This window comes from Acidovorax sp. 94 (assembly GCF_003634645.1).
GTDB classification, from domain to species: domain Bacteria; phylum Pseudomonadota; class Gammaproteobacteria; order Burkholderiales; family Burkholderiaceae_C; genus Acidovorax; species Acidovorax facilis.
The window spans coordinates 1,848,812-1,875,509 of record NZ_RBJA01000001.1; the positions used below are offsets into that span (position 1 = coordinate 1,848,812).

Here is a 26,698-nt window from a genome sequence, read left to right on the forward strand (position 1 = left end):
GGCACGTGAATCAATCGCCAGGACCGGAGAAATTGCACAAATCTTTACGCAGATTTACGGCGGGCAGGCCCTGAATTGACCGTGCGGGCCTAAACTTTTCTGCAGTCTGGTGCGTTATGTACCGACCCGAAAGGAGTTTCTCCATGAAAAAGATCGTCATTTTTTCCGCCATGGCAGCCATCGCCACCATGGCCAGTGCCCAGGAACAGGGCCGCGTGCTCTCGGCCACCCCCATCGTCCAGCAGGTCGCGACGCCGCAGCAGGTGTGTGGCAACGAGACCGTCTATAGCGGTAACCGCACCACCGGAGCAGGCGCCGTGATGGGCGCGATTGCGGGTGGCGCAGCCGGCAACGCCATTGGCAAAGGCAGTGGCCGCGCCGCCGCCACAGCCATTGGCCTGATCGGTGGCGCCGTGATCGGCAACCAGATCGAAGGTGGCCAGCCGCAGTACCAGAACGTACAGCGCTGCACGACCGAGACGTATTACGAGAATCGCACAGTGGGCTACGACGTGGTGTATGAATATGCAGGGCGCCAGTACACCACCCGCACCCAGAACGATCCAGGCCGCTGGATCCCGCTGAGCGTGCAGCCTGCAGGCCAGACCTATTCCACCCAGCCTGATCCTTACGCCTCACAAGGTGTGTACAGCCAGCCGGGCGTGGTGACCTCGACCTACCCTGCGCAACCGGTGTACCAGCAGCAGCCCACTTATGTGACGCCGCCCGTCACGGTGATCGAGTACGGCTACGACAGCCGTCCTTATTACCCGCACCACCGCAACCCCTACTGGCGCTAAGCCCGGGCATGCCAGCATCACCAAGAGCCCTTCGGGGCTCTTTTTTTGGCGCCCAACGGCTGATGGGAATTATTCAGAGGCCCGCTGCGGCTGCGCTCCCCGCACCCTGCCCTAAAATCCTGGGTTTCCCTCTACCTTATCCAGCGCACCCATGACCACCGAAAAAATTGACGGCGTGTCCGTCACCACCCAGGCCAATGTGTACTTTGACGGCAAGTGCGTGAGCCACGGCATCACCTTTGCCGACGGCACAAAGAAGTCGGTGGGCGTGGTGCTGCCCGCTACCCTCACCTTCAACACCGGCGCGCCCGAGATCATGGAATGCGTGGCGGGCTCCTGCGAATACAAGCTGGACGGCACCGACGCGTGGGTGAAGTCTGCGGCGGGCGACAAATTCAGCGTGCCCGGCAACTCGAAATTCGACATCCGCGTGACCGAGGCCTACCACTACATCTGCCATTTCGGCTGAGATGTTTCGGCTGAAATTTGATTGATTTTGGCCTCTAGCGCTTATCCATCAAGCGCAAGCAGCTATCATTTTTGAAGAAGCATTCCATGGCAACCATCCTCCAGAACCTCCCCCTCGGCCAAAAGGTCGGCATCGCATTTTCCGGCGGCCTGGACACCAGCGCAGCCCTGCACTGGATGAAGCTCAAGGGCGCCGTGCCCTACGCCTACACCGCCAACCTCGGCCAGCCCGACGAGCCCGACTACGAAGCCATTCCGCGCAAGGCCATGGAATACGGCGCAGAAAAAGCCCGCCTGGTGGACTGCCGCACGCAGCTCGCGCACGAAGGCATTGCCGCCCTGCAGGCCGGCGCCTTCCACATCAGCACCGGCGGCCTGACCTACTTCAACACCACGCCCCTGGGCCGCGCCGTGACCGGCACCATGCTGGTGGCGGCGATGAAGGAAGACGACGTCAACATCTGGGGCGACGGATCGACCTTCAAGGGCAACGACATCGAGCGCTTCTACCGCTACGGTCTGCTGACCAACCCATCCCTCAAGATCTACAAGCCCTGGCTGGACCAGCTGTTCATCGACGAACTGGGCGGCCGCGCCGAGATGTCCGCGTTCATGACGCAAGCCGGCTTTGGCTACAAGATGAGCGCCGAGAAGGCCTACAGCACCGACAGCAATATGCTGGGCGCAACGCACGAGGCCAAGGATCTGGAGTTTTTGAGCAGCGGCATCCGCATCGTGAACCCCATCATGGGCGTGGCGTTCTGGAAGGAAGAAGTCGCCGTCAAGGCCGAGGAAGTGTCGGTGCGCTTTGAAGAAGGCCAGCCTGTGGCGCTGAATGGCGTGGAATTCAATGACCCCGTGGAACTGATCCTGGAAGCCAACCGCATCGGCGGCCGCCATGGACTGGGCATGAGCGACCAGATCGAAAACCGCATCATCGAAGCCAAGAGCCGCGGCATCTACGAAGCCCCCGGCCTGGCATTGCTGCACATCGCCTACGAGCGCCTGGTGACGGGCATCCACAACGAAGACACGATCGAGCAGTACCGCATGAATGGCCTCAAGCTCGGCCGCCTGCTGTACCAGGGCCGCTGGTTTGACCCGCAGGCCATCATGCTGCGCGAAACCGCCCAGCGCTGGGTGGCCCGCGCCGTGACCGGCACCGTGACGCTGGAACTGCGCCGTGGCAACGACTATTCGCTGCTGAACACCGAATCGCCCAATCTCACGTACCACCCCGAGCGCCTGTCGATGGAGAAGGTTGAAGACGCACCGTTCTCGCCGCTGGACCGCATTGGCCAACTGACCATGCGCAACCTGGACATCGTGGACACCCGCGACAAGCTGGGTGTGTATTCGCGTGCCGGCCTGCTGTCGCTGGGTGGCAATGCGGCACTGGCGCAGCTGGAAAACGACCGCAAGTAAGCCTTTGACGCCAAAATACGGGTCAAAAGTGGCTCTAGCGCTTATCCCTCAAGCGCTAGCAGCTATACAAAAATGAGCAAAGCCACCGGAAACGGTGGCTTTTTCTTTGCGGGGAAGGTTGGCTGCTGGTCTAAACCACCACCGGCTCGGGCTCCAGCCGGATGCCAAAGCGCTCGTACACGCTGGTCTGGATGGCCTTGGCCAGGGTCATCACCTCGCCGCCCGTCACGCTGTCGGCGCCGTGCCCCCGGTTGACCAGCACCAGGGCCTGCTTTTCGTACACCCCCGCCTTGCCGATGGACTTGCCCTTCCAGCCGCAGGCATCAATCAGCCAGCCCGCCGCCAGCTTGATGCTGCCGTCGGGCATGGGGTAATGCACGATCTTGGGCTCGCGCGCGATGATGTCGGCGCACTGGTCGGGCGACACCGTGGGGTTCTTGAAGAAGCTGCCTGCGTTGCCCACCACGGCAGGGTCGGGCAGCTTGACGCGGCGAATGTCGCAGATCCAGTCAAAAATCTGCTGGGCACTGGGGTGCTCCACGCCCGCCTCGGCGCGGCGGCGCTCCAGATCGAGGTAGCCCAGCACGGGCTTCCAGGGCTTGGGCAGCCGAAACCGCACATGGGTGATGACCGCCCTGCCCGCCAGCCCCATGCCGCGGGGCAATCCGCAGCCGTCCAACGATTCAGAGGGCGCATGCTTGAAGACGGAATCGCGGTAGCCAAAGCCGCACTGCGCGGCATCCAGGCTGAACGACTGGCCGGTGGCCAGGTCGATGGCATCGAGCGACTCAAAACGGTCCTGGAGCTCCACGCCATAGGCGCCAATGTTCTGCACGGGCGAGGCGCCCACGGTGCCAGGGATCAGCGCCAGGTTCTCCAGCCCGGGGAACCCGCGCGCCAGCGTCCAGGCCACAGCATCGTGCCAGACCTCACCCGCACCCGCCTCCACGATCCAGGCCTTGGGGGTTTCCTCCACCAAGCGCAGCCCCTTGATTTCCATCTTGAGCACGATAGATTTCACATCACCGGTCAGGATGATGTTGCTGCCACCGCCCAACACAAACTTGGGTGCAGGGGCCAGGTCCGTATCGGCCAGAACTGCCTTCAGATCCGACACGGAGCGCACACGCACCAGGGTTTGGGCACGCGCAGCAATGCCAAAGGTGTTCCAGGGCTGCAAAGGGGCGTTTTTCTCGACTACCATTGGCCCGATTGTCGCACCCGCCCTTTCGGGCCCCTGCGATCTGTAGCTGTTTTCCCTGAGATTGAGAGCCATCCATGCCATCTTTTGACACCGTCTGTGAAGCCAACCTGGTTGAAGTGAAAAACGCCGTCGAGAACACCGCCAAGGAAATCGCCACCCGTTTCGACTTCAAGGGCACATCGGCCAGCATCGAGATCAAAGACAAGGACATCACGCTGATCGGTGACGCCGACTTTCAGCTCACCCAGATCGAGGATGTACTGCGCAACAAACTCACCAAGCGCAACGTGGACGTGCGTTTTCTGGACATGGGCGATGTGCAGAAGATAGGCGGCGACAAGGTCAAGCAGGTCATCAAGGTGCGCAACGGCATCGAGAGCGAGCTGGCCAAGAAGATCCAGAAGCTCATGAAGGAAAGCAAGCTCAAGGTGCAGGCAGCCATCCAGGAGGACAAGGTGCGCGTGACGGGTGCCAAGCGCGACGACCTGCAGGCGGCCATGGCGCTGATCCGCAAGGATGTAACGGACGTTCCCCTGTCGTTCGACAACTTCCGCGACTGAGATGGCGCACCCCCTGAGTCGCTTCGCGCCTTCCCCCTCCAGGGGGACGACGCCCTCGCTGCGGGGCGGCCCTTGCTTGGCTTCCCTCGCCTGGGCCGCGCCAGTTCCGAAGTACGGGGGAGGCGCACAGCGCCATCAACGAATGACGATCCACTCCTTTGCCCTGGCCGCGCTGGTTGCTCTGTGCTTGGCTCCGTCCTGGGCTCATGCGCAGGCGGTGGCGCTGGCGGGCATGCTGGGCAGCAAGGCCTTGCTGGTGGTGGATGCCAACCCACCCAAGGCGGTGGGTGCTGGGGATGAGTACCAGGGCGTCAAGGTCATTACCGTCACCAAAGAAGAAGCCACCATCGAAGTCAATGGCACGCGACGCGTGCTGCGGCTGGGCGAGGCCCCGGTGAGCGTTGGCGCCCGTGGCGGAAGCGGCAAGCGCGTCGTATTGATGGCCGACAGCCGTGGGCATTTCATCAACAGCGGCACCATCAACGGGCGTGTGATGCAGTACATGGTGGACACCGGTGCTTCCACCGTGGCCATCGGGCGGCAGGATGCTGAGCGCATGGGGCTCAACTACCAGAACGGCCAGCCCGTGCGCATGAACACGGCCAATGGTGTGGCGCAAGGGTGGCGCATGAAGCTGGACTCAGTGCGCATCGGCGATGTCGAGGTGTTCGGGGTCGAGGCCATCATCACCCCGCAGCCCATGCCCTATGTGCTGCTGGGCAACAGCTTTCTGACCGAGTTCCAGATGACACGCATCAACGACCAGATGGTGCTGGAAAAGCGCAACTGAGCCTGACCGCTGCACACACCACCATGTCTGCCCACCACTCCACCGGCACCCCACACCACGCCGAAGGCGAGTACGAGGACTTGCTGGGCCTGTGGTCAGACCTGGAATCAGCGCTGTCGGTGCTCCTGTCGCGACCTCTGCAGGTACAGGATTTTGCCGCCAAGGTGCGCCAGTTCGATAGCTGGATGCAGGACCTGGTGGCGCACGACATCGACGCAGCGCTGTACCTGATGTTCCAGCTGGCGTCCACATCCACCGTGGGCTATAGCGCCTCCCATGCGCTGGTGTGCGGCACCTTGTGCCACATCATGGCGCACGAACTGCAGCTGGCACCACGCGAGCGCGACAGCCTGGTGCGCGCGGCCCTCACCATGAACATTGGCATGACGGCTCTGCAGGATGAGCTGGCCGAACAGCGTGAACGCCCGACACCGGTCCAACAAGAGGCCATCAAGAGCCACCCGGAAGAAAGCATGATGCTGCTGGAGCGCCTGTTCATCAACGATGCGCTCTGGCTGGACGTGGTGGGACAACACCATGCCACCGTGGCGGACCGTGTGCCGCTGGCCAACCAGGACCCGGTGGACCGGCTCACACGTGTCCTGGGCACCATCGACCGCTATGCAGCCATGATCAGCCCACGCAAGTCCCGTGCAGGCCGCAGTGCCACCGACTCGGTACGCGCCATCGTCGGGCAGGAGATCGACCAGCGCGACGAGGTGAGCTACACCCTGGTGCGCTCCATCGGCCTGTGCCCGCCAGGGACTTTTGTGAAGCTCGACAACGGCGAGACCGCCATCGTGCTGCGCCGCAGCGAAAAAGCCAATCATCCGCTGGTCGCCAGCCTTCTGGACCGCACCGGCACCCACCACGCGCAGCCCAGCCTGTACCAGACGGCCACGGGAAAACCCCGCATCCAGTCCGCCCTGGCCCGATCGGCCGTGAGCCTGGAGCTCAACCACCGCACCATGGTGCGCCTGGGCCTCTATGCCGCCCAGCACAGCGCCGGGCTCCGGGGGCTGATTTCAGGGCCAGGTTCGCTGTAGAACCTGTCCGTACAAGAAGCTGAGCAGACGGCACGTGCACCGCAGTCAGCGCGGCGTGCCTTCCCCCTGCGTTTACTTTGGCGACTTGCCTGCACCCTCGGCGTTCGGCTTGGCCTTTTTGCTGCCCAGTCGCGACTCCTTGCCTTCGATCAGGCGCTGGATGTTCTCCTTGTGGCGCCAGGCCAGCAGCATGGCCATCACGATGATGGAGCCCGCAATCGTTCCCTCGGCATACCACACCACCCCATCCACCAGCAGGTAATACACCGGCGCAAAGGCGGCAGCCACCAGCGAGGCCAGGGACGAGTAGCGGAAGAAAAACGCGATGATGAGCCAGGTCGCAGCCGTGGCCAGCCCCAGCCAGACGCTGATGCCCAACAGCACGCCCAGCGCAGTGGCAACGCCCTTGCCACCTTCAAATCGGAAGAACACAGGCCACAGGTGGCCCAGAAAAGCCGCCAGCCCCACCATGGCGACCGTGCCGTCGTCCAGCCCATAGGGCTGACCAAACCACATCACCAACGCCACAGGCAGCCAGCCTTTCATGGCGTCCAACAGCAGTGTGACGATGGCTGCGGCCTTGGAGCCCGAGCGCAGCACGTTGGTGGCACCGGGGTTCTTGCTGCCATAGGTGCGCGGGTCGCTCAGCCCCATCACACGCGTCACGATGACGGCGAACGACAGCGAGCCCAGCAAGTAGGCGGCCACAGCGGCAAGGATGGGATACACGGCGGTCAAGGCAACTCCTCAAAAATCGGGGGACGGCGGACGGTCTGCCGTGGCGGCCTATTCTGCCAGCGCGCAGTGCACCGGTTTAGCACCCAGCAACTGCACACACACCTGCGGATCGATCTGCACCAGAAAGCCCCGGCGCCCGCCATTAATGGCAATGCGCGGCAGCGCGAGGATGGTTTCTTCGATGTACACCGGCATGGCCCGCCGCGTGCCAAAGGGCGACGTGCCACCCACCAGGTAGCCGCTGTGGCGGTTGGCGACCTCCGGCGCGCACGGCTCGACCGACTTGGCGCCGATCTGGCGCGCGAGGTTTTTGGTGGAGACCTTGCGATTGCCATGCATCAGCACCAGCAAGGGCTTGGCATCCTGGTCCTGCATGACCAGGGTCTTGACCACCGTGAAGGGGTCGAGGCCTAGCACCTCGGCGCTGTGCATGGCGCCGCCGTGCTCCAGGTATTCGTAGGGGTGCTCAGTGAATGCCACCTTGTTCGCCTTGAGCAACTGGGTGGCTTGGGTCTCGGAGACGTGTTCTTTCTTGGCCATGGTGCGATCCGGGTAGGGAACGAATGGTATCCAGTTGCGCGCCCCCACTGCGAACGGCAGGCAGCCCGAATCAAGGCACCTCGATCACCCGCGCTGCTGTCGTCTTGCGCCGCCCCACCTTGCGCTTGCCGTACTGCTCAATGGCAGCCACCAGCGCCTGCGTGAACTGCTGCACCAGCGCCGACGGCACTCGCCCCTCCACAGCCAGCACCTGCAGACGCCGCTGCTGCAGTTGCACCTCGTCAAACGGCCGGGCGGCCAGCAGGCCCGCCTCCACCCATCGCGCCGCCGTGAGGTAGCTGGCCAGCACCACGTCCTGCCCGCTCAGCAGCGGCAGCAGCGCCGATGAAAAATTGCTCTCCACCGCTGGCACATACCGCAGGCCCTGCACTGCACAGCTCAGGTCAAACAGCTGCCGCCCGGTCGTGTTGCCCGCACCCAGCAGCAGCGGATAGCGCACCACATCGGCCACGCTCACGCTGCGCTGGCGGGCCAGCGGGTGCTGCGCGGGCATGATGGCGTAGATCGGGGCAATGGCCGAATGCAGCACCTGCAAACCTTTCTCGGGCGCCACGCTGTACTTCAGCGCCAGATCAACGTCTCCGCGCTGCACCAGGGCCGACACTTCCTGCGGCACGTCCACCAGCAACTGCAGCTGCACCTGTGGGTGCGTCTGCCGGAACACCGACATCACCAGCGGCATGAAGCTCGCGGCAAAGCCTTCGGTGCAGGCCACCCGCACACGCAAAGCCTGCTGGGCCGACAGCCCTTGCAGTTGCTCGACCAATTCTGTGGCCTGCGCATCGTGTGCGGTGGCATGAGCCAGCAGCCGGGTGCCCGCTTCAGTCAGCGCCATGCCACGTGCTTGGCGTTCGAACAGCGTCACGCCCAGGCTGTCTTCCAGCTTGCCCAACTGGCGGCTCACCGCCGATGCGGCCACGTACAGGCGCTGCGCCGCCTGATTGACAGAGCCGGTGCGCGCCACCTCCAGAAAGTAACGCAAGGGCAGGCTGAGCAGTGAAATGGGCATCGTGTACCTACTAACCAAAAGGCAACGCTCAGTTGCCAAATCTCTATCCAGAGCAATGGTAAACCGGCTCCCATCTTGCATGGTTTAAGGCTCCAATTCACCCATGGCTGTGGGTATCAGCGCGATCGCCTTTGCGGCAGTGCTACCAACACCCCACGCATCAACCTCTGGAGCCTGCATGAATAGCCTTGTCCGAGTCTCTTTGCTGTCCGCCGTCCTGGCCACCTTCGCCAGCACCCTGTCCCTTGCCCAGACGGCTGCGCCCTCGGAGGCGTGGCCCCAGCGCACTGTGCGCCTGGTCGCGCCCTTCCCACCCGGGGGCGGCACCGATGCCGTAGCCCGTGCGCTGGGCCAAAAGCTGTCCACACGCCTGGGCAAGCCCGTGGTCATCGACAACAAGCCCGGCGCCTCCACCATCATTGGCACCGACAGCGTGGTCAAGGCCGAGCCCGACGGCTATACCCTGCTGGTGTCGGGCTCCACCAGCTACACCGTGAACGCTGCGCTGCGGCCCAAGCTGCCGTACGACCCGCTCAAGGACCTGGCGCCTGTGGCCATCGTTGCCCGCGCACCGCTGGTGATCGTGGTCAGCGCCAGTTCGCCCCACAAGGACTTCGCCGCCCTGCTGGCCGCCGCAAAGGCCGCGCCCAAAACTATCAACTACGCCACTTTCGGCTCCGGTTCGGCCCCCCACCTCGTCGGCGCACTGTTGGAGCAGGCCGCTGGCGTGCGCCTGCAGGACGTGCCCTACCGGGGCAGCGCGCAGGCCATGATGGGGTTGATCGGCGGTGAGATCCAGATGGCCATCGACACCGTGGCCAGTGCCGCACCGCATGTGCGCTCAGGCAAGCTGCGCGCACTGGCCATTGCAGGCAACGAGCGCGCCCGCGCCCTGCCCTCGATTCCTACTGTGCGGGAACTGAAGCTGCCAGACGCAGCCTTTGACGGCTGGTACGCCGTGGCAGCCCCGGCGCGCACGCCCGCGCCCATCGTGGACAAACTGGTGAAAGAAGTCGAGGCCGCCATGCGCGACGTCCAGCTGCAAGACCAGATTCGCGCCCAAGGCATGGAGCCCGTGTTCGTGGGCCCCAAGGCCATGCACGCCGCCATGGAAGACGAGATCGGGCGCTACCGCGCGCTGGCCCACCGTGCACAGATCGTGGTGGAGTGACCCCAGCAAGGAGAAAACGATGAACCGAGAGCAACTGATCAACAACGTCCACCACTACTTCGATGACGGCCGCTTTGCCGATGACCTGCGCCGACGCGTGGCCTGGCGCACCGAAAGCGATACCGGGCAAGTCCCCCCCACGCTGCGCACCTACCTGACCGACGAAATCGTGCCTTGGCTGGAGCCGCTGGGCTTTGACTGCCAGGTGCTCGACAACCCCGATCCCAAGGGTGGCCCGCTGTTGCTGGCCCGCAGGGTAGAAGACCCCGCCTTGCCCACCGTGATGACCTATGGCCACGGCGACGTGGTCAACGGCCAGGACAGCCAATGGCGCGAAGGTCTTTCGCCCTGGGAGCTGACCATTGAAGGTGACCGCTGGTATGGCCGTGGCACCGCCGACAACAAGGGCCAACACACCGTCAGCCTTGCCGCGCTGGCGCACACGCTGGAGGCACGCCAAGGCCGTCTGGGCTACAACGTGACACTGCTCATGGAGATGGGCGAAGAAGCCGGTTCACCCGGCCTGGCCGCATTCTGCGAACAGCACAGGGATGCGCTGAAAGCCGACCTCTTCGTGGCCAGCGACGGCCCCCGGGTGAACGCGGCGCGCCCCACGCTCTTTCTGGGTTCGCGCGGTGCCATCAACTTTTCGCTCGCGGTGCGCAGCCGCGACAAGGCCTACCACTCGGGCAACTGGGGCGGCGTGTTGGCCAACCCGGCCACCGTGCTCACGCACGCGCTGGCCACGTTGGTGGACGCCCAGGGCCGCATTCTGGTCGAGGGCTTGCTACCGCCTGCCGTGCCCGACAAGCTGCGCACGGCACTGAAAGACGTGGTGATCGGCGCAGGTGCCGATGACCCTGCGCTCACGCCCGGATGGGGCGAACCCGGCCTCACGCCCGCCGAACAACTGGTGGGCTGGAACACTCTGGAAGTGCTGGCTCTGGGTGCGGGCAACGCCCAGCGCCCGATCAATGCCATCCCTTCCCAAGCGGTGGCCCATTGCCAGCTGCGCTTTGTAGTGGGCACCGACTGGAAGAACGTGCAAGCCACGCTGCGCGCGCATTTGGACGCGCATGGTTTCAGCCAGGTGGAAATCACCATGGGCATGGTGTGCGGCGCCACCCGGCTCGACCTGCACAACCCCTGGGTGGACTGGACGCTGGCGTCGCTGCAAGCCAGCGCGGGGCAGCCTGCCACCTTGCTGCCCAACCTGGCGGGCTCTCTACCCAACGATATCTTTGCGGACCAGCTGGGCCTGCCCACCCTTTGGGTGCCCCACTCGTACCCGGCCTGCGCGCAACATGCGCCCAACGAGCATCTGCTGGCACCTGTGGCCCGCGAAGGGCTGGCCGTCATGGCTGGGCTGTTTTGGGACCTGGGCGAGGCGCCGGGCACACCCTGGAAGGAAGGACGTATCACCGCCGTTGCATAGACACCAGCCGTTCTGACCGACGTAAAAAAAGGGGCGATTCAGCCCCTTTTTGCTATCTGTGTACAGTGATCACAATGCCGGGTCGCGCAGCTCCCAGCGGATGGCGTCAATCTCCTTCAACACCTCTGGCGACAGCGTGGTTCCCCACGCATTCAGGTCTTCATCCAACTGCGCCACCGACGTCACGCCGATGATGGTGCTGGCCACCTGCCACTTGGTGTAGCAGAACGCCAGCGCCATTTGCGTAGGCGTCATGCCATTGGCACGGGCCAGGGCGTTGTAGCGGCGCGATGCCGTGAGCGCCTCGGTGCGGCCCCAGCGCTGCTTGCGCACGGATTCATACGTGGCAATGCGTGCGCCCTGGGGTGCGGATGGGCCGGTGATGCCGCTTTCGTCGTACTTGCCCGTCAGCAGGCCAAAACCCAGCGGTGAGTAGGCGAGCAGCGACACGTTCAGCCGGTGGCAGGTTTCGTCCAGGCCGTTTTCCCAGGTGCGGTTGATCAGGCAATACGGGTTTTGCACCGTAGCCACGCGCGGCAGGCCGTGCTGCTCGGCCAGGCGCACGAATTCATGCACGCCATAGGGCGTCTCGTTCGACAGGCCGATGTACCGCACCTTGCCCGCCTTCACCAGCCCCGACAAAGCTTCGAGCTGCTCGCGAATGGGGGTGGTGGAGGTTTCTTTGGAAGGGTCGTAGTAAAGGTTGCCAAAGGCGGGCACATGGCGCTCGGGCCAGTGGATCTGGTAGAGGTCGATCACATCGGTCTGCAGGCGGCGCAGGCTGCCCTCGCACGAAGCAACGATATCGGCCGCAGCCATGCCCTTGCCCTCGCGCACCCAGGGCATGCCGCGCGAAGGGCCCGCCACCTTGGTGGCCACCACCAGTTTCTGGCGCGCACCGGGGTTCTTGGCGAACCAGTTGCCGATGATGGTTTCGGTAGCGCCAAAGGTCTCAGCCTTGGCTGGCACCGAATACATCTCGGCCGTGTCGATGAAGTTCACCCCCCTTGCCAGCGAGCGGCTGAGGATGTCGTGGGAATCAGATTCGTTGACCTGTTCACCAAAGGTCATGGTGCCCAGGCAGATGGGGGTGACGTGCAGATCGCTCTGACCGAGTTGGATATTGTTCATGCGGACTCCGTTGGCAAGCCGCGCAGTTTACGGGTTGCCAGCAAAGTCTGCAGGCCTGGGCTTGCACACCCGCCTCACAGGGTTTGCTGCACGCGACATGCGGCAAACCCTGCGGTGTTTTTCTACCGTTCCATCAGCCCGTTCGACGGCAGCGTTTCATCCAGCAGTTTGCGCGCTGTCTCCACCCCTGCCACGGGCAGGCCGTTGGGATCGAGCAACCCCACCTGCACAAGCACACTGGCCTGGTCCCAGTAGATATGCTCGTGGTAGAGCTTGTCGCCGCGAAACTTGACCACCGCCAGCAGCGGTATTTCTACACGCCGCCCCGTGGGCGCGACGCCGGGCAGCATCCAGGGGATCTCGGTGGTATGGGTGAAACAAAACAGCATTTCATCCACCACCTGCGTGGCGCCCACCGTGCGCGAGATGGGGGTCAGACTGGTATCCGGTGGGTTGCTGTTGACAAAGTGACGGGTGTAGAAGTCGTGCAGATGCCGGTAGCCCACACCGCCCGTCATGGTGGGGATGTGGTTCACATAGGGCTCCGCCACCATGGTGGACATGGTGGCGTCCACATCGCGCGTGGCGAACTCATATTCGCAGTGTTTGTCCCACAGGGCCGAGAGGTCGTAGTGTGGCCCCATTGCGCGTCGCAAGGCAGCCACGCTGCGCTGGTGTGCCATCAGGGCCGACGGCTTGTGGAAGTGGTCGCCACCCACGCGTGCAAACGCATGGTCGGTGCCGGGGTAGATGTACAGCTCCACATTCTCGCGGCCAGAAAGGGCCTGCACGATGGCCTCGCGCGCGGGCGGAGGGCAAAAACCGTCAAGCTCAGCGATGTGCAGCACCAGGCGGCACTGGATATCAGCGGCTTCAGCCAGCGCAGCTTCTATGCCGACGCCGTAGTAGCCCACCGCCACGTCGGCATCGGTACGGCAGGCCGCCAGGTAGGCCAGCTTGCCGCCCAGGCAGAAGCCCAGCACACCCACCTTGCCGCCCTGCGTGCGGACCTCGGGGCGCGCACGCAGCGCCGAGATGGCTGTCTGCAGGTCCTGCAGGCCCTTGGCTTCGTCAAAGCCCTGGTAGAGCGCAAATGCGCGCGGCATATCCTTCGCTGCATCGAGTTCCACCGCCGGCTCCTGGCGCCAGAAAAGATCGGGTACCAGCACCACATACCCTTCCTCTGCGTAGTAGTCGGCGACGTCACGCATGGTGCCGTTCACTCCAAAAATTTCCTGTGCAAGCACCAGCCCTGGTCCGCCGCCACTGGCGGGTGTGGCGAGGTAAGCGCGAAAGCTGCCGCTGCCGTCTGCGGCTTCGAGGGTGATCCATTGTCCTGGCATGTTCGGGATCCTTGTAGAGGGTATTAGTGGTTTCAGGAGGGTTCAGGAAGCCGCAGCCCCCGAGGTGGCTTGGGGCGCTGCCACAGCCACGGTGGCATTCGCATGCCGCGCCAGCAGTTGCCGGGTGACCACCGCATAGTCCGACGGATCCACTGGCCCCAGCCACTGCTTGAAGCGGGTGAGCACACCAAGCGGCAGCCCCATGTCCTGCAGCAGTTCGTCAATGTTGTGCACCGAGAACGGGATGATGTTGGTGCCTTTGGAATGCTTGCCGTCGGTGCGCTCCTCCATCCACGCCAGGCGCCGGTCGATCTGCGCGTTCATCTGGTCCGGCCGCGGCAGCTGCAGCCCACCGCGCAGGTGGTTGGCCAGCCACAACGCACCGATCTCGCAGTTGAGCTGGCTGAAGAACGAGGAGTTGTAGCCGTTGAACGCAAGGCGCGGCATGCCCACAGGCAGGATGGACCGGTACAGCCGGAAGTTGCCGCGCGCATCGGTCACACGCTGCAGCACACTGATGTCGAAGAACGGCACCTGCTGGTGCCAGCCCGTGCCGCAGACCACGATGTCGGCAGGCACCGTTTCACCGTTGCTCAGCACGGCCTGTCCGGGCTTCAGGGTCTGGATGCTCACGCCTTTGCGCACGCCCAATTCGCCAGCGGCCACCTTCTCGTAGAAACCGTCGGTCACCAGGCTCACGGTGCTGCGGGCGATGGTTTCGAGAGGCGTGCCCGGGTGCAGGCCGATCTCGCGGAGCTTGAGTTGGCGCGTGACCACCGATTCCACGCTGCCCAGCATGGAGTTGCGCACCGGCAGGCCCGGGCCGTGCAGGAATTTCTCGAAACCCTTGGGCTCGATGTACTTGAACAGCGCCTCGCCCATGCGCGTGAGCAGCAGGAACTTGAAGTTCAGCACGTTCATGAACTTCTTCGGAATCTTCCAGATGAGGTGGCGCGCAAGTACCGTGGTGCTGGCACTGTCGGCCGCGATGGCATTGGCCACGTCGCACGACGACTTGCCGTAGCCCACCACCAGCACATGCTTGCCGCGCGCCTCGCCCGCATCGTTGAACTGGCTGGTATGGCACACACGCCCGCCTGCGGCCACGAAGGCATCCGCCCCCGGGTACTGCGGCACTGCAGGCTCGCTGAAGATGCCGTTGCACACCACCAGGTAATCAAAGCGATACACCTCGGCCGGCAAGGCGCCGCCCTGCCCCGTAGCTGCGCGGCGCGCCTGCACGGTCCACACACCGGCTTCTTCATCGAGCACCGCGCTCTCCACCGTGGTGGACATGCGCAGAAATGGCACCAGTCCGAAATGCTCGGCATATGACTGCAGGTAGGCCTGCACCTGCTGGCCCGAGGGCCACTCGGGGTAGCTGGCTGGCATCGGAAAGTCCGACAGCGCATAGGTGGTGCGCGGGTTCTGCGTGGTCAGGCCCGGGTAGCGGCGCGAGGCGGCCCACACGCCGCCTACGTCAGGCTCCTTCTCGAACACCGTCACCTCAAAGCCAAAGGCGCGCAGCACCTTGGCGGTGGAAAGGCCGGCGAAACCGGCACCGATGATGCCTACAGATCGGATGGTCATGGCTGCTCCTTCACGACATGAGTTTGGGGATGGCCGGCTCGTACGACTCGGGCCCCATGGCCGAGTAGCCGCCGTCGCAGGCATAGTCGGCGCCGGTCACGAAGCTGGCCAGGTCCGAGCACAGGAAGAGCACCACGTTGGCCACCTCGGCCGGGTCGCCCACGCGGCGCAGCAGGTGGAAGGGCGCGGCCACGCGGTCGGTTTTGGCGCGGTCACCACCGGTGAGCTGGTCCATGATGGCTGACCAGGTCCAGCCGGGTGAGACGCTGTTCACGCGCACACCCTCGCCCGCCAGGTCCATGGCCATGCTGCGCGTGAGCTGCACCATGGCCGCCTTGCCCACCGGGTACAGCCAGCGCCCGGTCTGCGCCACACCCGAGGAGATGCTGGTGAAGTTGACCACCGCCCCGCCGCCCGCGCGCTGGAAATGCGGGCGCACGGCCTTGAGCACCATCACCGCGCTGACCAGGTTGACGTTGAGCGAGGCCAGCCAGTCCGCGCGCGGCGAGGCGATGCCGTCGTCCAGATAGGAACATGCCAGGTTCACCAGGTAGTTCACCCCGCCATGGCGCGCAGCGGCCAGAGCCACGCAGGCGGCCACCTGGGTGTCATCGGTGATGTCGGTGCGGCTGAACAGCACCCCATCGCCCAACTCGTCCGCCAGATCCTGTCCGGCCTCGGCATTGATGTCGGCCACCACCACCCGCACCCCAGCCTGGTGCAGTGCACGCACCACCCCGGCACCGATGAGGGTGGCGCCCCCGGTCACGATCGCGCTCTTGCCGCGCATGCCTTCAAATCCCTGGACCATGCTGACTCCTGTGGCTAGTGCAATGACTGTTGCGGTGCAGCAGCGGTAACACGCCGTCACATCCGCCCCCATGCACCCGGTGCTAACGCTCTTGCGCAGCACCCGGGGCATGCACAAGAATAGAAAAGCAGCCCGCACATCCACATCCCGAAAGCGCAGGGCGTATCCCACAAACGCATGTTTTCGCGCCCCTGCCGTGGCGTGTTTCGTGCTTGCCCAAGAACCAACACCCCGTCGTCCAAACCGCATGTACACCGCCCAGCAGAACAGCACCGCGCACCCGCTACCGCTGGAGCGCTATCGCCTGTTCGACAGCCACGACCTGGACGAGGCGCGCGAGTTCGTGGGCCGCGTGTTCTGCCCGCATGACCTGGCCACACTGCGCCCGGGCGCGCAGCTTGACGCCTGCCACCACAGCGTGCCCCTGCACCGCGACGCAAGCCTGAACTACGTGCAGTACGGGCCGGCGGTGCACATTGAGCCTGGCCATTTGGGCGGCTTTTACCTGCTGCAGATTCCGCTGCGCGGTGGCGCCATGGTGCGGTGCGGCAGCCAGGCCGTGGAATCGCATGCGCTCATGGCCTCGCTGCCATCGCCCACTGAAGCGCTGTCGATGCGCTGGCATGACGACAGCCCACAATTCATCGTCAAGATAGACCGAGCGGCTATGCAATCACGCTTGTCTGCCCTGCTGCAGGCGCCCTTGCACCAGCCGCTGGTGTTTGACCTGGGGGTGGACCTGACCAACCCGGCGCTCTTGGGCATGACGAGTTTCATTGCCTACCTGCGCTCTGCGGTAGAAACCAATGCCATCCTGCTGGGACACCCGGTGCTGGCCGAGCAGGCCGAGAACCACCTGCTGACCAGCCTTCTGCTCAGCACGGCGCACAACTACTCAGCGGCACTGGCCTCGAGTGCATTCAGTCCTGGCGCAGCGCCCACGGTGCTGCCGCGCGTGGTCAAGCGTGCGCAGGAGTACATGCACAGCCAGTTGGAACAACCCATCACCCTGGCCGATGTGTGCGCGCATGTGGGCGTCAGCGCCCGCTCGCTGCAGCAGACCTTTGCGCAATGCACGGGTAAAAGCCCCATGGCATTCCTTCGGGATTTGCGGCTTGATGCCGCCCGCACGGCACTGCAAAGCAAGTTTGCAGAACGTGCACCGCAGGTGTCGGATATCGCCGCGCGCTATGGCTTCTTCCACCTCGGCCACTTTGCAGAAGGCTACCGCCGGCGCTTCGGCGAGACGCCCTCAGAGACACGCCAGCGCCTGGGCCCACCGCACTGATCCCCGCTCACCCCGGCTGTGCCACGAAGGCATCTGCAAAGAACAGGGTGGACTGCATACCGGCCAGGGCCATAAAGTCGCGCCGCGCGGCATTCACCATGGCGGGCGCACCGCAGGCATACACCTCATGCTGCGACAAATCTGGATGGTCCTGCAACACGGCCTGATGTACCCAGCCCCTCCGTCCCGTCCAACCATCGGCTTCGGGGGAGTCTGACAGCACCGGCACATAGGTCAGGCGTCCCTTCCAGGCCTGTTCCCATTCCTTGCAGAGGTCATGCAGATACAGGTCCTGCCGCGCGCGGCCGCCCCAGTACAGGGTGATTCGGCGTCCACTCCCCGCAGCAAGGAGCTGCTCCACCAATGCCTTGATAGGCGCAAAGCCTGTTCCGCTCGCCAGAAGAATGGCCGGGGCATCGGTGGCGGTGTGCATGCCGAAGGTACCAAACGGCCCCTCAATGCGCAGCACATCGCGCACCTTGAGTTTGCCGAACACCTGGTCCGTGAAAAGGCCGCCCGGCAGGTGGCGGATGTGCAGCTCCAGCAGGTCAACGCCCTCACGCGCCGGGGTGGCCAGCGAATAACTGCGACGCCGGTTGCCAGGCAGCAGCACATCCACATACTGGCCCGCCGCGTAGTGCAGGCGCTGGCCTGCGGGCGGTTGCAACTGCACGCGCACCACATCAGGTGCAAGACGCTCCATGGCCGCCACCCGCACCGGTAGCTTGCGCACATCGATACCCGGAATGTGGGGGATCTCGGCACACTCCAGCTGCAGGTCACCCGCTGCAGCCGAGCAGCACAAAAGGCGTTGGCCCTGGGCCAGGTCTTCAGCCGTCAGCGCGGAGGGTAAGGCCCCAGCAATATCCTGGACCGGCCCATGCAGCACCTGCGCCCTGCAGGCGCCGCAGCTGCCCGTTTTGCACTGGTGGGGCAAGCGGATGCCTGCGCGCGCTGCGGCGTCCAGCAGACTCTCGCCAACCTGCGCCACAAACACCTTGCCAGCCGGCAGCAGCGTGACGCGGTGCTCCTGCGCAGGTAGTTCAGCGCATGCCTGCTCAGATGGCGATTTCTGTTGATCCAAGTCCACATCAAAATCCTGCATGGTCACCCCTTCAACCCTTACACCGTGAGGTAACGCGCCCACAGGCTGCGGTCTGCATTGAGCGCGGCAGAGTCGCCCTGCCAAACGACCCGCCCACGCTCCAGGATCACATGGCGGTCTGCCAGGTCCACCAGCCGGTGTACGTATTTGTCCACCACCAAAATGGTTTGCCCTGCCGCCTTGAGCGTGGCCAGACAGCGCCAGATCTCCTCGCGGATCACCGGCGCCAAACCCTCGGTGGCTTCATCCAGGATGAGCAGACGCGGGTTGGTGGACAGCGCTCGGCCAATGGCCAGCATCTGCTGCTCGCCCCCCGACAGCTGGTTGCCCAGGTTGTTCTGCCGTTCCTTCAGACGAGGGAACAGGCCATAGATGCGGTCGATGTCCCAGGCGTCGCGCAGGCCATTGCGGTTGTCGGCAAACGCCACCAGGTGCTCGCGCACCGTGAGGTTGGGGAACACGCGGCGCCCCTCGGGCACGATGGCCAGGCCCAGACGGGCGATGGCATCGGTCTTGAGCCTGCTGGTCGCCTCCCCTGCAAAACGGATGCCACCGGCTGTAGGGCGCAGCGCACCGACCAGGGCCTTGATGGTGGTGCTTTTTCCCATGCCGTTGCGGCCGAGCAGCGAAACCACTTCGCCTGCCGCGATCTGAAGGTCAATACCAAACAACACCTGGCTCACGCCATAGCCGGCCTCCAGGGCCTGGCAACTCAACAGGGGCTCTGGCGCGCTCATGCGATGGTCTCCAGCGTTTCGGTGCCCAGGTACACAGCCTGCACCTCGGGATGGTTGCGGATCTCGTCGGGCTTGCCAGCGGTGAGCACACGGCCATACACCAGCACGGAGATGCGGTCGGCGAGGCGAAACACGGCCTCCATGTCATGCTCGATGAGCAGCACCGCCATGTCCTTGCGCAGAGCCTCGATGAGCTGCACCATCTGTTGCGACTCATCTGGCCCCATGCCCGCCATGGGCTCATCCAGCAGCAGCAGCTTGGGGCTCGCAGCCAGTGCCAGCGCCACATCCAGCGTGCGCTGTGCGCCATGCGGCAAGGCACCCGCCGTCTCGGCAAGGCTGTGCTGCAGCCCTACGCGCTCCGCCAGTTGGTCTGCCTTGGCGTACAGCTCAGCGGCTTGCGAACGTGGCTGCAGAAAACGAAAGCTGGAGCCACTGTGCGCCTGCACCGCCAGCAGCAGGTTGTCACGCACGGTCTGCGCAGGGAAGATGCGCGTCACCTGGAAGCAACGCGACAGCCCGTGGGCCACACGGCCGTGCATGGGCAGCGGAGTGATGTCCACGCCGTCGAGCAGCACACGCCCTGCATCGGGCTGCAGCAGGCCCGATATCTGGTTGACCAGCGTGGTCTTACCAGCGCCGTTGGGGCCAATCAGCGCATGGATCTCTCCCCGCTCCACCGACAGGCTCACATGGTCGGTGGCCAGCAGGCCGCCAAAGCGCTTGACCAGGCCTTCGACTTGAAACAGGCTCATCGGGCACTCCTTGCACGCCGGTCTGCCAGCGCCGCCAGGCCCTGGGGCGCATACAGAGCGGTGACGATCAACAGCGCCCCCAACGGCATGTGCCAGTAGTCGGTATTGAGCTTGAGCACCTCTTCGAGCGTGAGCCACCCCGCAGCTCCCACTGGCCCGCCCCAACGTCGGCCCAGGCCACCAATCACCACCATCACAATGAGCGTGGCCGATTGCGTCCAGTGCATCATCGACGGGCTCACAAAGCTGTTGCCAGTGGCCAGCAATGCACCAGCCAGTCCCGCCACCGCCCCCGCCTGCACAAATGCAACAAGCTGCAGCAGGTACACCGGGTAACCCAACGCCCGCATGCGCGTTTCGTTGTCGCGAATCCCCGTGAGCGCTGCACCAAAACGCGAGGCCGTAGCCCGGTCAAGCCACCACAGCACCAAAGCCACCAGCGCCAGCACCACCCAATACAGCGTGGACTCATCAGCGCTATTCAAGCCCCAGCCCAGCGCAGGCCGCGCCATCAGCGAGTAGCCGTCATCCCCTCCATAGCTGCGCAGCGACACGAATACGTAGTACAGCATTTGCGCGAACGCCAGCGTGATCATGATGAAGTAGACGCCCTTGGTGCGCAGCGATACCGCGCCGATCAACAGGGCTGTGAGCGCAGCAAAACCCACGGCCGCAGCCCACATCCCCCAGGCCGAGCCCCAGCCCGCATCGCTCAGCACTACCACCGCATAGGCCCCCACGCCCACGAAGCCTGCATGTCCCAACGCCACCATGCCGCCAAAGCCCATGATGAAATTGAGACTCGCGGCAGCCAGCGCCACCACCAGCACGCGGCGCACAAAGCCGATGTAAAAATCCAGCCCCAGCGCCACAGCGACCAAGGGGAACAGTGCCAGCGCACCCAGCAGAAAAAGAGGCACGATCGCACCGCGCCAACGCGGCGCCGCTCCGGGCTGCTGTACGGCAGGTGAAGAAGTCAGAGAAGCGGACATCTCAGCCCTTGGCAGAAAACAGCCCCGCAGGGCGAAAAGACAACACTGCGGCCATCAGCGCGTACATGGCCACTTCGGCGCACAGCGGCCCCAGGTCGGCAGCCACGGCGGGCGGCAAGGTGGCGCGCAGCAGCAGCGGCAGGAAGGCTCGGCCAATGGTGTCCACCAGGCCCACCAGCAGCGCGGCCACAAAGGCGCCCCGCACCGAGCCAATGCCGCCGATGACAATGACCACCAGCGCAGGAATCAAAATGGACTCACCCATGCCCACCTGCACGGCCATGATGGGTCCCATCAGCGCACCAGCCAGTGCGGCCAGTGCAGCACCCAGCAGAAAGATGCCACTGAACACGCGCTTGACGCGCACGCCCATCAGCTCGGCCATCCACCGGTCGGATGCCCCCGCCCGCACCAGCATGCCCACGCGGCTGTGGTTGACCAGCAGGTACAAAAGCCCTGCCACCAACACCCCTGCGCCCAGCACCACCAGGCGGTACGAGGGGTAAGGCAGCCCGGCAAACAGCTCCACCGGCCCCGCCAGGGCTGCGGGCGTGGGGGCCATGATGGGGGACGGGCCCCACACCATCTTTACGGCATCGTCGGCCACCAAAATCACACCGAACGTGGCCAGCACCTGGGCCAGGTGGTCACGCCCATACAGGCGGCGCATCAGCGTCACCTCCAGCAGCACCGCCACCAGCATCGTGGCCGCTATGGCCACCAGCACGGCGCCTGCCAGCGAGCCGCTTTGCACATGCACGGTGGCCGCCACATAGGCCCCCACCATGAACAGCGAGCCATGCGACAGGTTCATCACGTCCATGATGCCGAAGACCAGCGTGAGGCCCGCAGCGATGAGGAACAGCATGAGCCCATAGCCCGCGCCGTTGAGCAACTGCTCGAAGACAAGTATCGGATTCATGGTGCGCAAGGGCCTGTTCAAATGGGCTGCCAACGATCACTTCAGCGGGCACTGGCTGGCATAGGCATCGCCGTAGTTCTCCAGCACCGTCTTGATGGTCTTGTTGGTCACACGGCCTTCAGCGTTCTTGCCGATGGTGCGCAGGTAGAAGTTCTGAACCGGGAAGTGGTTGTTGGCGTATCGGAACGTGCCACGCACCGAGGGAAACTGCGCCTTGGCAAAGACCTTGATAAGAGCCTCCTTGTCGCTCACCTTGCCGCCCACGGCCTTCACAGCGGCGTCCATGGCGGCAATCACGTCATAAGCCTGGGCTGCGTAGATGGACGGATAGCGGCCGCCGTACTCCTTGCGGAAAGCCGACACAAAGGCCTTGTTGGGCGCGTTGTCCATGTCATGCGCCCAGTGTGTGGTGTTGAACAGGCCCAACATCGGTTCGCCCACCGCACCGATGATGTCTTCGTCGGCCGAAAAACCGCTGGTGACCAGCGTGATGTCCTTGGACAGGCCTGCGCCCACAAACTGCTTGATGAAGTTGATGCCCATGGCACCTGGCAAAAAGAAATACACCGCATCAGGCTTGGCCGCGCGCAGCTGGGCAAGCTCGGTGGCGTAGTCGATCTGCCCGACCTTGGTGTAGATCTCGTCGGCCACCTGGCCCTTGTACTTGCGCTTGAAGCCGGTGATGCCGTCCTTGCCCGCCGGGTAGTTGGGCGCCATCACCACCATGCGGCCAAATTTCTGATCGGCAGCAAACTGCCCAGCTGCCTCGTGGAACTGGTCATTCTGGTAGGCCGTGCCGAAGAAATACGCGTTGCACTGGGCGCCTGCGAGCTGGCTGGGACCGGCGTTGTTCGAGAGGTAAGGCACCTTGGCCGCGAACAGCGAAGGCGCCACCGCCAGCGCCACGTTCGACGCGATGGGGCCGGTGAAAAGGTCGATCTTCTCGCGCTGCACAAAGCGGTCCACCAGCTGCTTGGCCTGGTCGGGGCTGCCGGCCATGTCGGTTTGCACAAACTCGACCGGTTGGCCGCCCAGCTTGCCCCCGAGCTGCTTGATCGCCAGGGCAAAGCCGTCACGCGCCTCGGCACCGGGGCCTGCAAATGGGCCCGAGATATCAAGCGCCATGCCGACCTTGATGGGGCCGGACTGCGCAATCGCAGATACGCAGCTGCAGGCCGCCAGGGCCACCAGAGCCGTCAGGCGTGCCACAACGTGCACGCGAGAGGATGAGCGAAATGTGAGAGCCATCTTCAGTCCTTGTCTAACAACGTTCAAAAGAAAATCGGTGTGCACTACACGCCCACCTCGACCCGCCCCGCCACCACGCGCACCGGGAACGTGCGCACCGCTTCGGTGACCGGTGCCTTGCAGGGAGCGCCCGTGCGGATGTCAAAGGTGCCCTGATGCAAGGGGCATTCCACACAGCCGTCTTCCACGTAGCCATCGGACAACTTGGCGGCACCGTGGGTGCACAGGTCGTACAGGGCGTACAAGCCCTCTCCTTCGCGGAACACCGCCACGGGCAGTCCGCCCACCACCACGGGCCAGACGGCGCCGTCCGGGAAGTCATCGGGTTCGCCCACGTCGTGCCAGGCGGCGCAGGTGTGCCCGGTGGTTTCAATGTCTGTGGTTGTTTGCATGGTGGATCTCAGATGGGGGTGGCCAACAAGGTGGGTACGCGCAAGGTGTCGTACACCACCCGCTTGCTGCGGTAGCGCCACTCGCCTTCGTGTTGCACCACCTCGTCGAGGTAGGTGCCCGCCTGGTACACGCTGGAATCCCCGGCCTGGCCGGTGATCACCACGATGTAGCTCGACTGCGTGCGCACCACGCCGTCCTCCACACTGGTGATGACCAGGCCCGACGTGGCGTGGCGATAGGCATGGTCTTCAAAGATGTTGGCGTGGCGCAGGGAGAGCACACGGTCGCGCAACATGCCGGCGTTGCGGCAGTACACGATGGGTGCAGGAAAACCCGCATCGAAGTTCTCCTTGGGGATGATTTCGTAGCGGCAGTCCTCCACAAAAAAGCCAGGCCAGTCCTCCAGCCGGTTGGCGTCCAGCGCGCTCACATAGCGGTGCTGCAGCTCCAGCAGCTCGGTCCACAGTTGCAGTCGTTGTTGTTGTGTTGTCATCTCGGTGGTTCCTCAATAGCCCATCAGCTTCTGGTAGCCCACCCAAAAGCGGCGGATCAGGTTTTCGGTGATGACGGTGTCTTGCTGGTCTGGCGCCTCGCGCGCCATGGCGATGTAGGAGTGCTTGTCGCCATCGCGCACCGTGCCGCGCTGCACCAGCTCGGTGGCCTCGGTGTCTTCCATCGAGATGTAGCCCGCAGGCCCCACCAGGTTGGCCTGCAGCATGCGCAGCTCGCGCAGCTCGGGCGTGTCGTCCGCATAGCCGAAGAAATGGAACACCAGCTCGAAGTTGCCCGGCCCCTTGGGCAGCAGCTGGCGCGCCACCAGCGTGTTGTGAATCTGCTGCACCACCAGCTGCGGAAAGATCGGCTGGATGTGGTTGGTGGTCATCTCGTCAAACTCTTTGATCTGCCCAAGCAGGGCTGGCTCTTCGAGCGAAAAGCCTTCATCCATGGAGCGGATGTTCTGCGCGCTGTAGGCCGCAGCGGTGTCCGTCTCCACCTCGGGCTTGGTCACGGTGATGATGCTGTGCAGGCCGTGGTTCGCATCCGGGATGGAGCGCGCCTTCATTCCCACGCGGAAGATGTTGAAGGTGGTGTGAAACAGGTGCAGCAGGCTGGCGTGGTACGGGTCCTTCACGTTCTCGAAGTACAGCTTCCAGTTCGACTTGGAGTACTGGCGCGTGCAGCCCAGGTACTCGATGGGCTTATGGAAGATGCGGTCGATCCACGGGCGCATCTGCTCGCCCAGGTAATCGGGCAGCGGCGGCGTGTCGTCGCTGAAGGTGGCGAACAGCAGGCCCTTGTAGCTGTCCACGCGCAGCTTTTGCAGGCCGTGCTCTTCGGGCTTGAAGTCCTTGGGCATGCCCACCATGCCCTTTTGGCCCCGGCGAAACGGCACACCCTGCAGGTCGCCATTGGCCGCAAAGCTCCACTGGTGGTACACGCAGGTGTGGCTGGCGGCATTGCCGCGCTTTTCGCGGCATACCATGGCGCCACGGTGCGCGCAGCGGTTGACCCAGCACGAAAGGCCTTCAGGGGTGCGGGTGACCACCACGGGCGTATCGCCAATGAACGTGGATTTGAAGTCACCCACATTGGGGATCTCGGCCTCCAGGCCCAGAAAGCTCCACACGGGGCCACGGAAGATGCGCTCCTGCTCGCGGTCATAGACCTCTTGCGCGCTGAACACCCGGTACGGCACGTTGGAGCCATCAGGCTGCGGGAAAAACACCTGGCGCTGGGCCTTCAGCGAGGCGGGTGGTGCGACTTCAACAACCGGGATTTCAGACATGGGCAACACCTCTTGGATGGGGATACCTCCATGCTAAAAATCGAAGCACACTCGCGCTATCCAGTATCGGCACAGTGCGCGCAACGCCTGTCCGGTTCTTGCAAATCTGATGCGAGTTGTGCAACGCCGGAGCATGCGGCAGCCCCTGCGCCACGCAGGCGACTGCAGCAGTCGTGGTGGCCAGTGAAACTACGCGCCAGCCGTCTGGCTCGGCAGCTCGCCGAAGCGCTCGCGGTAGTAGCTCGAAAAGCGGCCCAAGTGGCCAAAGCCAAATTCCAGCGCGGTATCTGTCACGCAGTGGCCCGGCTGCTCCAGCAGCCGCGCACGCACGGCGTCCAGTCGGCGGTTGCGCAACAGCACCATGGGGGACTCGCCATGGTGGCGCTGGCACAGCATGTTCAGCCCGCGCACGCTCACGCCAGCGGCACGCGCCAGGTCTTCCAGCGCCACGGGGGCGCTGAGGCGGCTGCGCATGTAGTCATCCAGCCGCTCCAGGCGGCGCAGGTCGCCTGCGGCAGCGGCACTGGAAGGCAGTTCGATCTGTGGCACCGTAGGCTGCATAGGTACCGGCATGCCCTGCGCACACGATGCAAGGAACAGCGCCACGTTGCTCTCCATGTGATCCACCCAGCGCACCTGGGCGGCGCTCTCCACCGTCTGCTGGCTCACGTGCAGCAGGGACTGCATCAGAAAATGCCACTGCTGCCCCTGCACCGAGGACAGCGCAACGATGGGGTGCACAAAACGGGTGTCGTTCTGCAAAGATTCGGGTGCCCAGGCCCGCAACAACTGGCACGGCACCTTGAGGATGAGCTGGCGCGCGCCCTGCTGCCAGCGCATGTGCAGGTCGCGGCGCGGCGCGATGAGCGCAGCGGCCCCCGCAGGCAGGCGGATCGGTACACCATCCGACACCATCTCGGCCACGCCCGACAGCGACAGATGCACCAGGACGAAGTCATCGAAAGGGCGCGGGCGGATTTCCACCTCTGCACCGTATTGCAGCATGAACATCTGCAACTGGCGGATGCGCACCTTGGACAACGCAGTGTCCACCGCACCACTGCACCATTTCAGGCCGTGGTCCGAAAACTCGCGGGCCACCAGATCATGGGAATCCACCCGCGCGTCCGAGGTGAACACCGGCCGCCGCTGCAGGGCGGACAGGTCCAGAGACAAGGCAGACGGGGACGCCATCGGATAAGACCTCTTCGTGGGAATAGGCGCAGCACATTCGACGATGCGCTGCTTGATATGCGTCAAAACAGCAATTTCCATACCCAAGGGGTCTTATCCGTCTTTTGTCCGTTGCAGGCCCTTTGCCTGGAGGGGCACATCCCATCGCGCTCCCTGGCTTTCGCTGCCTGCGCAGCCCTCACTACCTTGAGCCACC

27 protein-coding genes are annotated in these 26,698 nt (G+C 64.2%); 9 read left to right on the forward strand and 18 right to left on the reverse strand.

What is annotated here, in order from left to right; genetic code table 11:
- Positions 1-143: 143 nt before the first annotated feature.
- The 3 genes from C8C94_RS08595 to argG all read left to right on the forward strand — a co-directional run bounded on the left by C8C94_RS08595 (position 144) and on the right by argG (position 2,693).
- Entirely contained in the window at positions 144-800 is a 657-nt protein-coding gene (locus tag C8C94_RS08595) for a glycine zipper 2TM domain-containing protein (RefSeq protein ID WP_121420433.1), read from the forward strand.
- 151 nt (positions 801-951) lie between these two features.
- Complete coding sequence (locus tag C8C94_RS08600; RefSeq protein WP_055402584.1) at positions 952-1,269, forward strand: pyrimidine/purine nucleoside phosphorylase; 318 nt, start codon at positions 952-954, stop codon at positions 1,267-1,269.
- An 86-nt stretch (positions 1,270-1,355) separates the two neighbouring features.
- On the forward strand, positions 1,356-2,693 hold the full coding sequence (gene argG, locus C8C94_RS08605) for an argininosuccinate synthase (protein ID WP_121420434.1): 1,338 nt from the start codon (positions 1,356-1,358) through the stop codon (positions 2,691-2,693).
- A gap of 130 nt (positions 2,694-2,823) precedes the next feature.
- On the opposite strand, the gene murB is transcribed toward argG, so the two are convergent.
- Positions 2,824-3,897 (reverse strand): UDP-N-acetylmuramate dehydrogenase, encoded by a 1,074-nt coding sequence (murB, locus tag C8C94_RS08610; RefSeq protein WP_121420435.1) that lies wholly within the window; start codon positions 3,895-3,897, stop codon positions 2,824-2,826.
- 74 nt (positions 3,898-3,971) lie between these two features.
- Between murB and C8C94_RS08615 the strand changes: the two genes are divergently transcribed.
- The 3 genes from C8C94_RS08615 to C8C94_RS08625 all read left to right on the forward strand — a co-directional run bounded on the left by C8C94_RS08615 (position 3,972) and on the right by C8C94_RS08625 (position 6,293).
- A complete protein-coding gene (locus C8C94_RS08615) occupies positions 3,972-4,457 on the forward strand; it encodes a YajQ family cyclic di-GMP-binding protein (RefSeq protein ID WP_055402590.1) in 486 nt (161 codons plus the stop codon).
- A gap of 142 nt (positions 4,458-4,599) precedes the next feature.
- Entirely contained in the window at positions 4,600-5,247 is a 648-nt protein-coding gene (locus tag C8C94_RS08620) for a TIGR02281 family clan AA aspartic protease (RefSeq protein WP_121420436.1), read from the forward strand.
- 23 nt (positions 5,248-5,270) lie between these two features.
- Positions 5,271-6,293, forward strand: a complete 1,023-nt coding sequence (locus tag C8C94_RS08625) for an HD-GYP domain-containing protein (protein ID WP_055402593.1) — start codon at positions 5,271-5,273, stop codon at positions 6,291-6,293.
- A gap of 72 nt (positions 6,294-6,365) precedes the next feature.
- On the opposite strand, the gene plsY is transcribed toward C8C94_RS08625, so the two are convergent.
- The 3 genes from plsY to C8C94_RS08640 form a co-directional block, all read right to left on the reverse strand.
- On the reverse strand, positions 6,366-7,031 hold the full coding sequence (plsY, locus tag C8C94_RS08630; RefSeq protein ID WP_121420437.1) for a glycerol-3-phosphate 1-O-acyltransferase PlsY: 666 nt from the start codon (positions 7,029-7,031) through the stop codon (positions 6,366-6,368).
- 48 nt (positions 7,032-7,079) lie between these two features.
- The gene (locus C8C94_RS08635) at positions 7,080-7,571 is read right to left on the reverse strand and encodes an aminoacyl-tRNA deacylase (protein WP_055402597.1); all 492 of its coding nucleotides are present in this window, start codon (positions 7,569-7,571) and stop codon (positions 7,080-7,082) included.
- A gap of 70 nt (positions 7,572-7,641) precedes the next feature.
- Positions 7,642-8,601: a LysR family transcriptional regulator gene (locus tag C8C94_RS08640; protein ID WP_121420438.1), complete on the reverse strand. Its 960-nt coding sequence runs from the start codon at positions 8,599-8,601 to the stop codon at positions 7,642-7,644.
- A gap of 178 nt (positions 8,602-8,779) precedes the next feature.
- Here C8C94_RS08640 and C8C94_RS08645 point away from each other — a divergent pair, with 178 nt between their 5' ends.
- On the forward strand, positions 8,780-9,772 hold the full coding sequence (locus C8C94_RS08645; protein WP_121420439.1) for a tripartite tricarboxylate transporter substrate binding protein: 993 nt from the start codon (positions 8,780-8,782) through the stop codon (positions 9,770-9,772).
- A gap of 19 nt (positions 9,773-9,791) precedes the next feature.
- Positions 9,792-11,207, forward strand: a complete 1,416-nt coding sequence (locus C8C94_RS08650; protein WP_121420440.1) for a M20 family metallopeptidase — start codon at positions 9,792-9,794, stop codon at positions 11,205-11,207.
- Positions 11,208-11,276: 69 nt separating this feature from the next.
- On the opposite strand, the gene C8C94_RS08655 is transcribed toward C8C94_RS08650, so the two are convergent.
- From C8C94_RS08655 to C8C94_RS08670, 4 genes are all read right to left on the reverse strand, one after another.
- Positions 11,277-12,338, reverse strand: coding sequence for an aldo/keto reductase (locus C8C94_RS08655; protein ID WP_121420441.1), 1,062 nt, complete (start codon positions 12,336-12,338; stop codon positions 11,277-11,279).
- A gap of 122 nt (positions 12,339-12,460) precedes the next feature.
- Entirely contained in the window at positions 12,461-13,681 is a 1,221-nt protein-coding gene (locus tag C8C94_RS08660; protein WP_121420442.1) for a dienelactone hydrolase family protein, read from the reverse strand.
- Positions 13,682-13,723: 42 nt separating this feature from the next.
- Positions 13,724-15,271 (reverse strand): NAD(P)/FAD-dependent oxidoreductase, encoded by a 1,548-nt coding sequence (locus C8C94_RS08665; protein ID WP_121420443.1) that lies wholly within the window; start codon positions 15,269-15,271, stop codon positions 13,724-13,726.
- Between the two features lie 10 nt (positions 15,272-15,281).
- Positions 15,282-16,082 (reverse strand): SDR family oxidoreductase, encoded by an 801-nt coding sequence (locus C8C94_RS08670; protein ID WP_121420444.1) that lies wholly within the window; start codon positions 16,080-16,082, stop codon positions 15,282-15,284.
- 247 nt (positions 16,083-16,329) lie between these two features.
- Between C8C94_RS08670 and C8C94_RS08675 the strand changes: the two genes are divergently transcribed.
- A complete protein-coding gene (locus C8C94_RS08675; RefSeq protein ID WP_121420445.1) occupies positions 16,330-17,370 on the forward strand; it encodes an AraC family transcriptional regulator in 1,041 nt (346 codons plus the stop codon).
- A gap of 7 nt (positions 17,371-17,377) precedes the next feature.
- On the opposite strand, the gene C8C94_RS08680 is transcribed toward C8C94_RS08675, so the two are convergent.
- The 10 genes from C8C94_RS08680 to C8C94_RS08725 form a co-directional block, all read right to left on the reverse strand.
- Positions 17,378-18,454: a CDP-6-deoxy-delta-3,4-glucoseen reductase gene (locus C8C94_RS08680; protein ID WP_233573584.1), complete on the reverse strand. Its 1,077-nt coding sequence runs from the start codon at positions 18,452-18,454 to the stop codon at positions 17,378-17,380.
- Positions 18,455-18,492: 38 nt separating this feature from the next.
- Positions 18,493-19,212: an ABC transporter ATP-binding protein gene (locus C8C94_RS08685; protein ID WP_121420447.1), complete on the reverse strand. Its 720-nt coding sequence runs from the start codon at positions 19,210-19,212 to the stop codon at positions 18,493-18,495.
- A complete protein-coding gene (locus C8C94_RS08690) occupies positions 19,209-19,967 on the reverse strand; it encodes an ABC transporter ATP-binding protein (protein WP_121420448.1) in 759 nt (252 codons plus the stop codon). Before C8C94_RS08690 ends, C8C94_RS08685 begins: the two co-directional genes overlap by 4 nt.
- On the reverse strand, positions 19,964-20,959 hold the full coding sequence (locus tag C8C94_RS08695) for a branched-chain amino acid ABC transporter permease (protein ID WP_121420449.1): 996 nt from the start codon (positions 20,957-20,959) through the stop codon (positions 19,964-19,966). Before C8C94_RS08695 ends, C8C94_RS08690 begins: the two co-directional genes overlap by 4 nt.
- A 1-nt stretch (position 20,960) precedes the next feature.
- Positions 20,961-21,881 carry a branched-chain amino acid ABC transporter permease gene (locus tag C8C94_RS08700; RefSeq protein WP_121420450.1) on the reverse strand — a complete coding sequence of 307 codons (921 nt, stop codon included), beginning with the start codon at positions 21,879-21,881 and terminating at the stop codon, positions 20,961-20,963.
- A 36-nt stretch (positions 21,882-21,917) separates the two neighbouring features.
- Positions 21,918-23,129, reverse strand: coding sequence for an ABC transporter substrate-binding protein (locus tag C8C94_RS08705; protein ID WP_199731222.1), 1,212 nt, complete (start codon positions 23,127-23,129; stop codon positions 21,918-21,920).
- Between the two features lie 44 nt (positions 23,130-23,173).
- Positions 23,174-23,521 carry an anthranilate 1,2-dioxygenase ferredoxin subunit AndAb gene (gene andAb, locus C8C94_RS08710; protein ID WP_055402625.1) on the reverse strand — a complete coding sequence of 116 codons (348 nt, stop codon included), beginning with the start codon at positions 23,519-23,521 and terminating at the stop codon, positions 23,174-23,176.
- A gap of 8 nt (positions 23,522-23,529) precedes the next feature.
- Positions 23,530-24,015: an anthranilate 1,2-dioxygenase small subunit AndAd gene (andAd, locus tag C8C94_RS08715; protein WP_121420451.1), complete on the reverse strand. Its 486-nt coding sequence runs from the start codon at positions 24,013-24,015 to the stop codon at positions 23,530-23,532.
- Positions 24,016-24,027: 12 nt separating this feature from the next.
- Complete coding sequence (andAc, locus tag C8C94_RS08720; protein WP_121420452.1) at positions 24,028-25,308, reverse strand: anthranilate 1,2-dioxygenase large subunit AndAc; 1,281 nt, start codon at positions 25,306-25,308, stop codon at positions 24,028-24,030.
- 189 nt (positions 25,309-25,497) lie between these two features.
- Entirely contained in the window at positions 25,498-26,502 is a 1,005-nt protein-coding gene (locus tag C8C94_RS08725) for an AraC family transcriptional regulator (RefSeq protein WP_121420453.1), read from the reverse strand.
- Between the last annotated feature and the right edge of the window lie 196 nt (positions 26,503-26,698).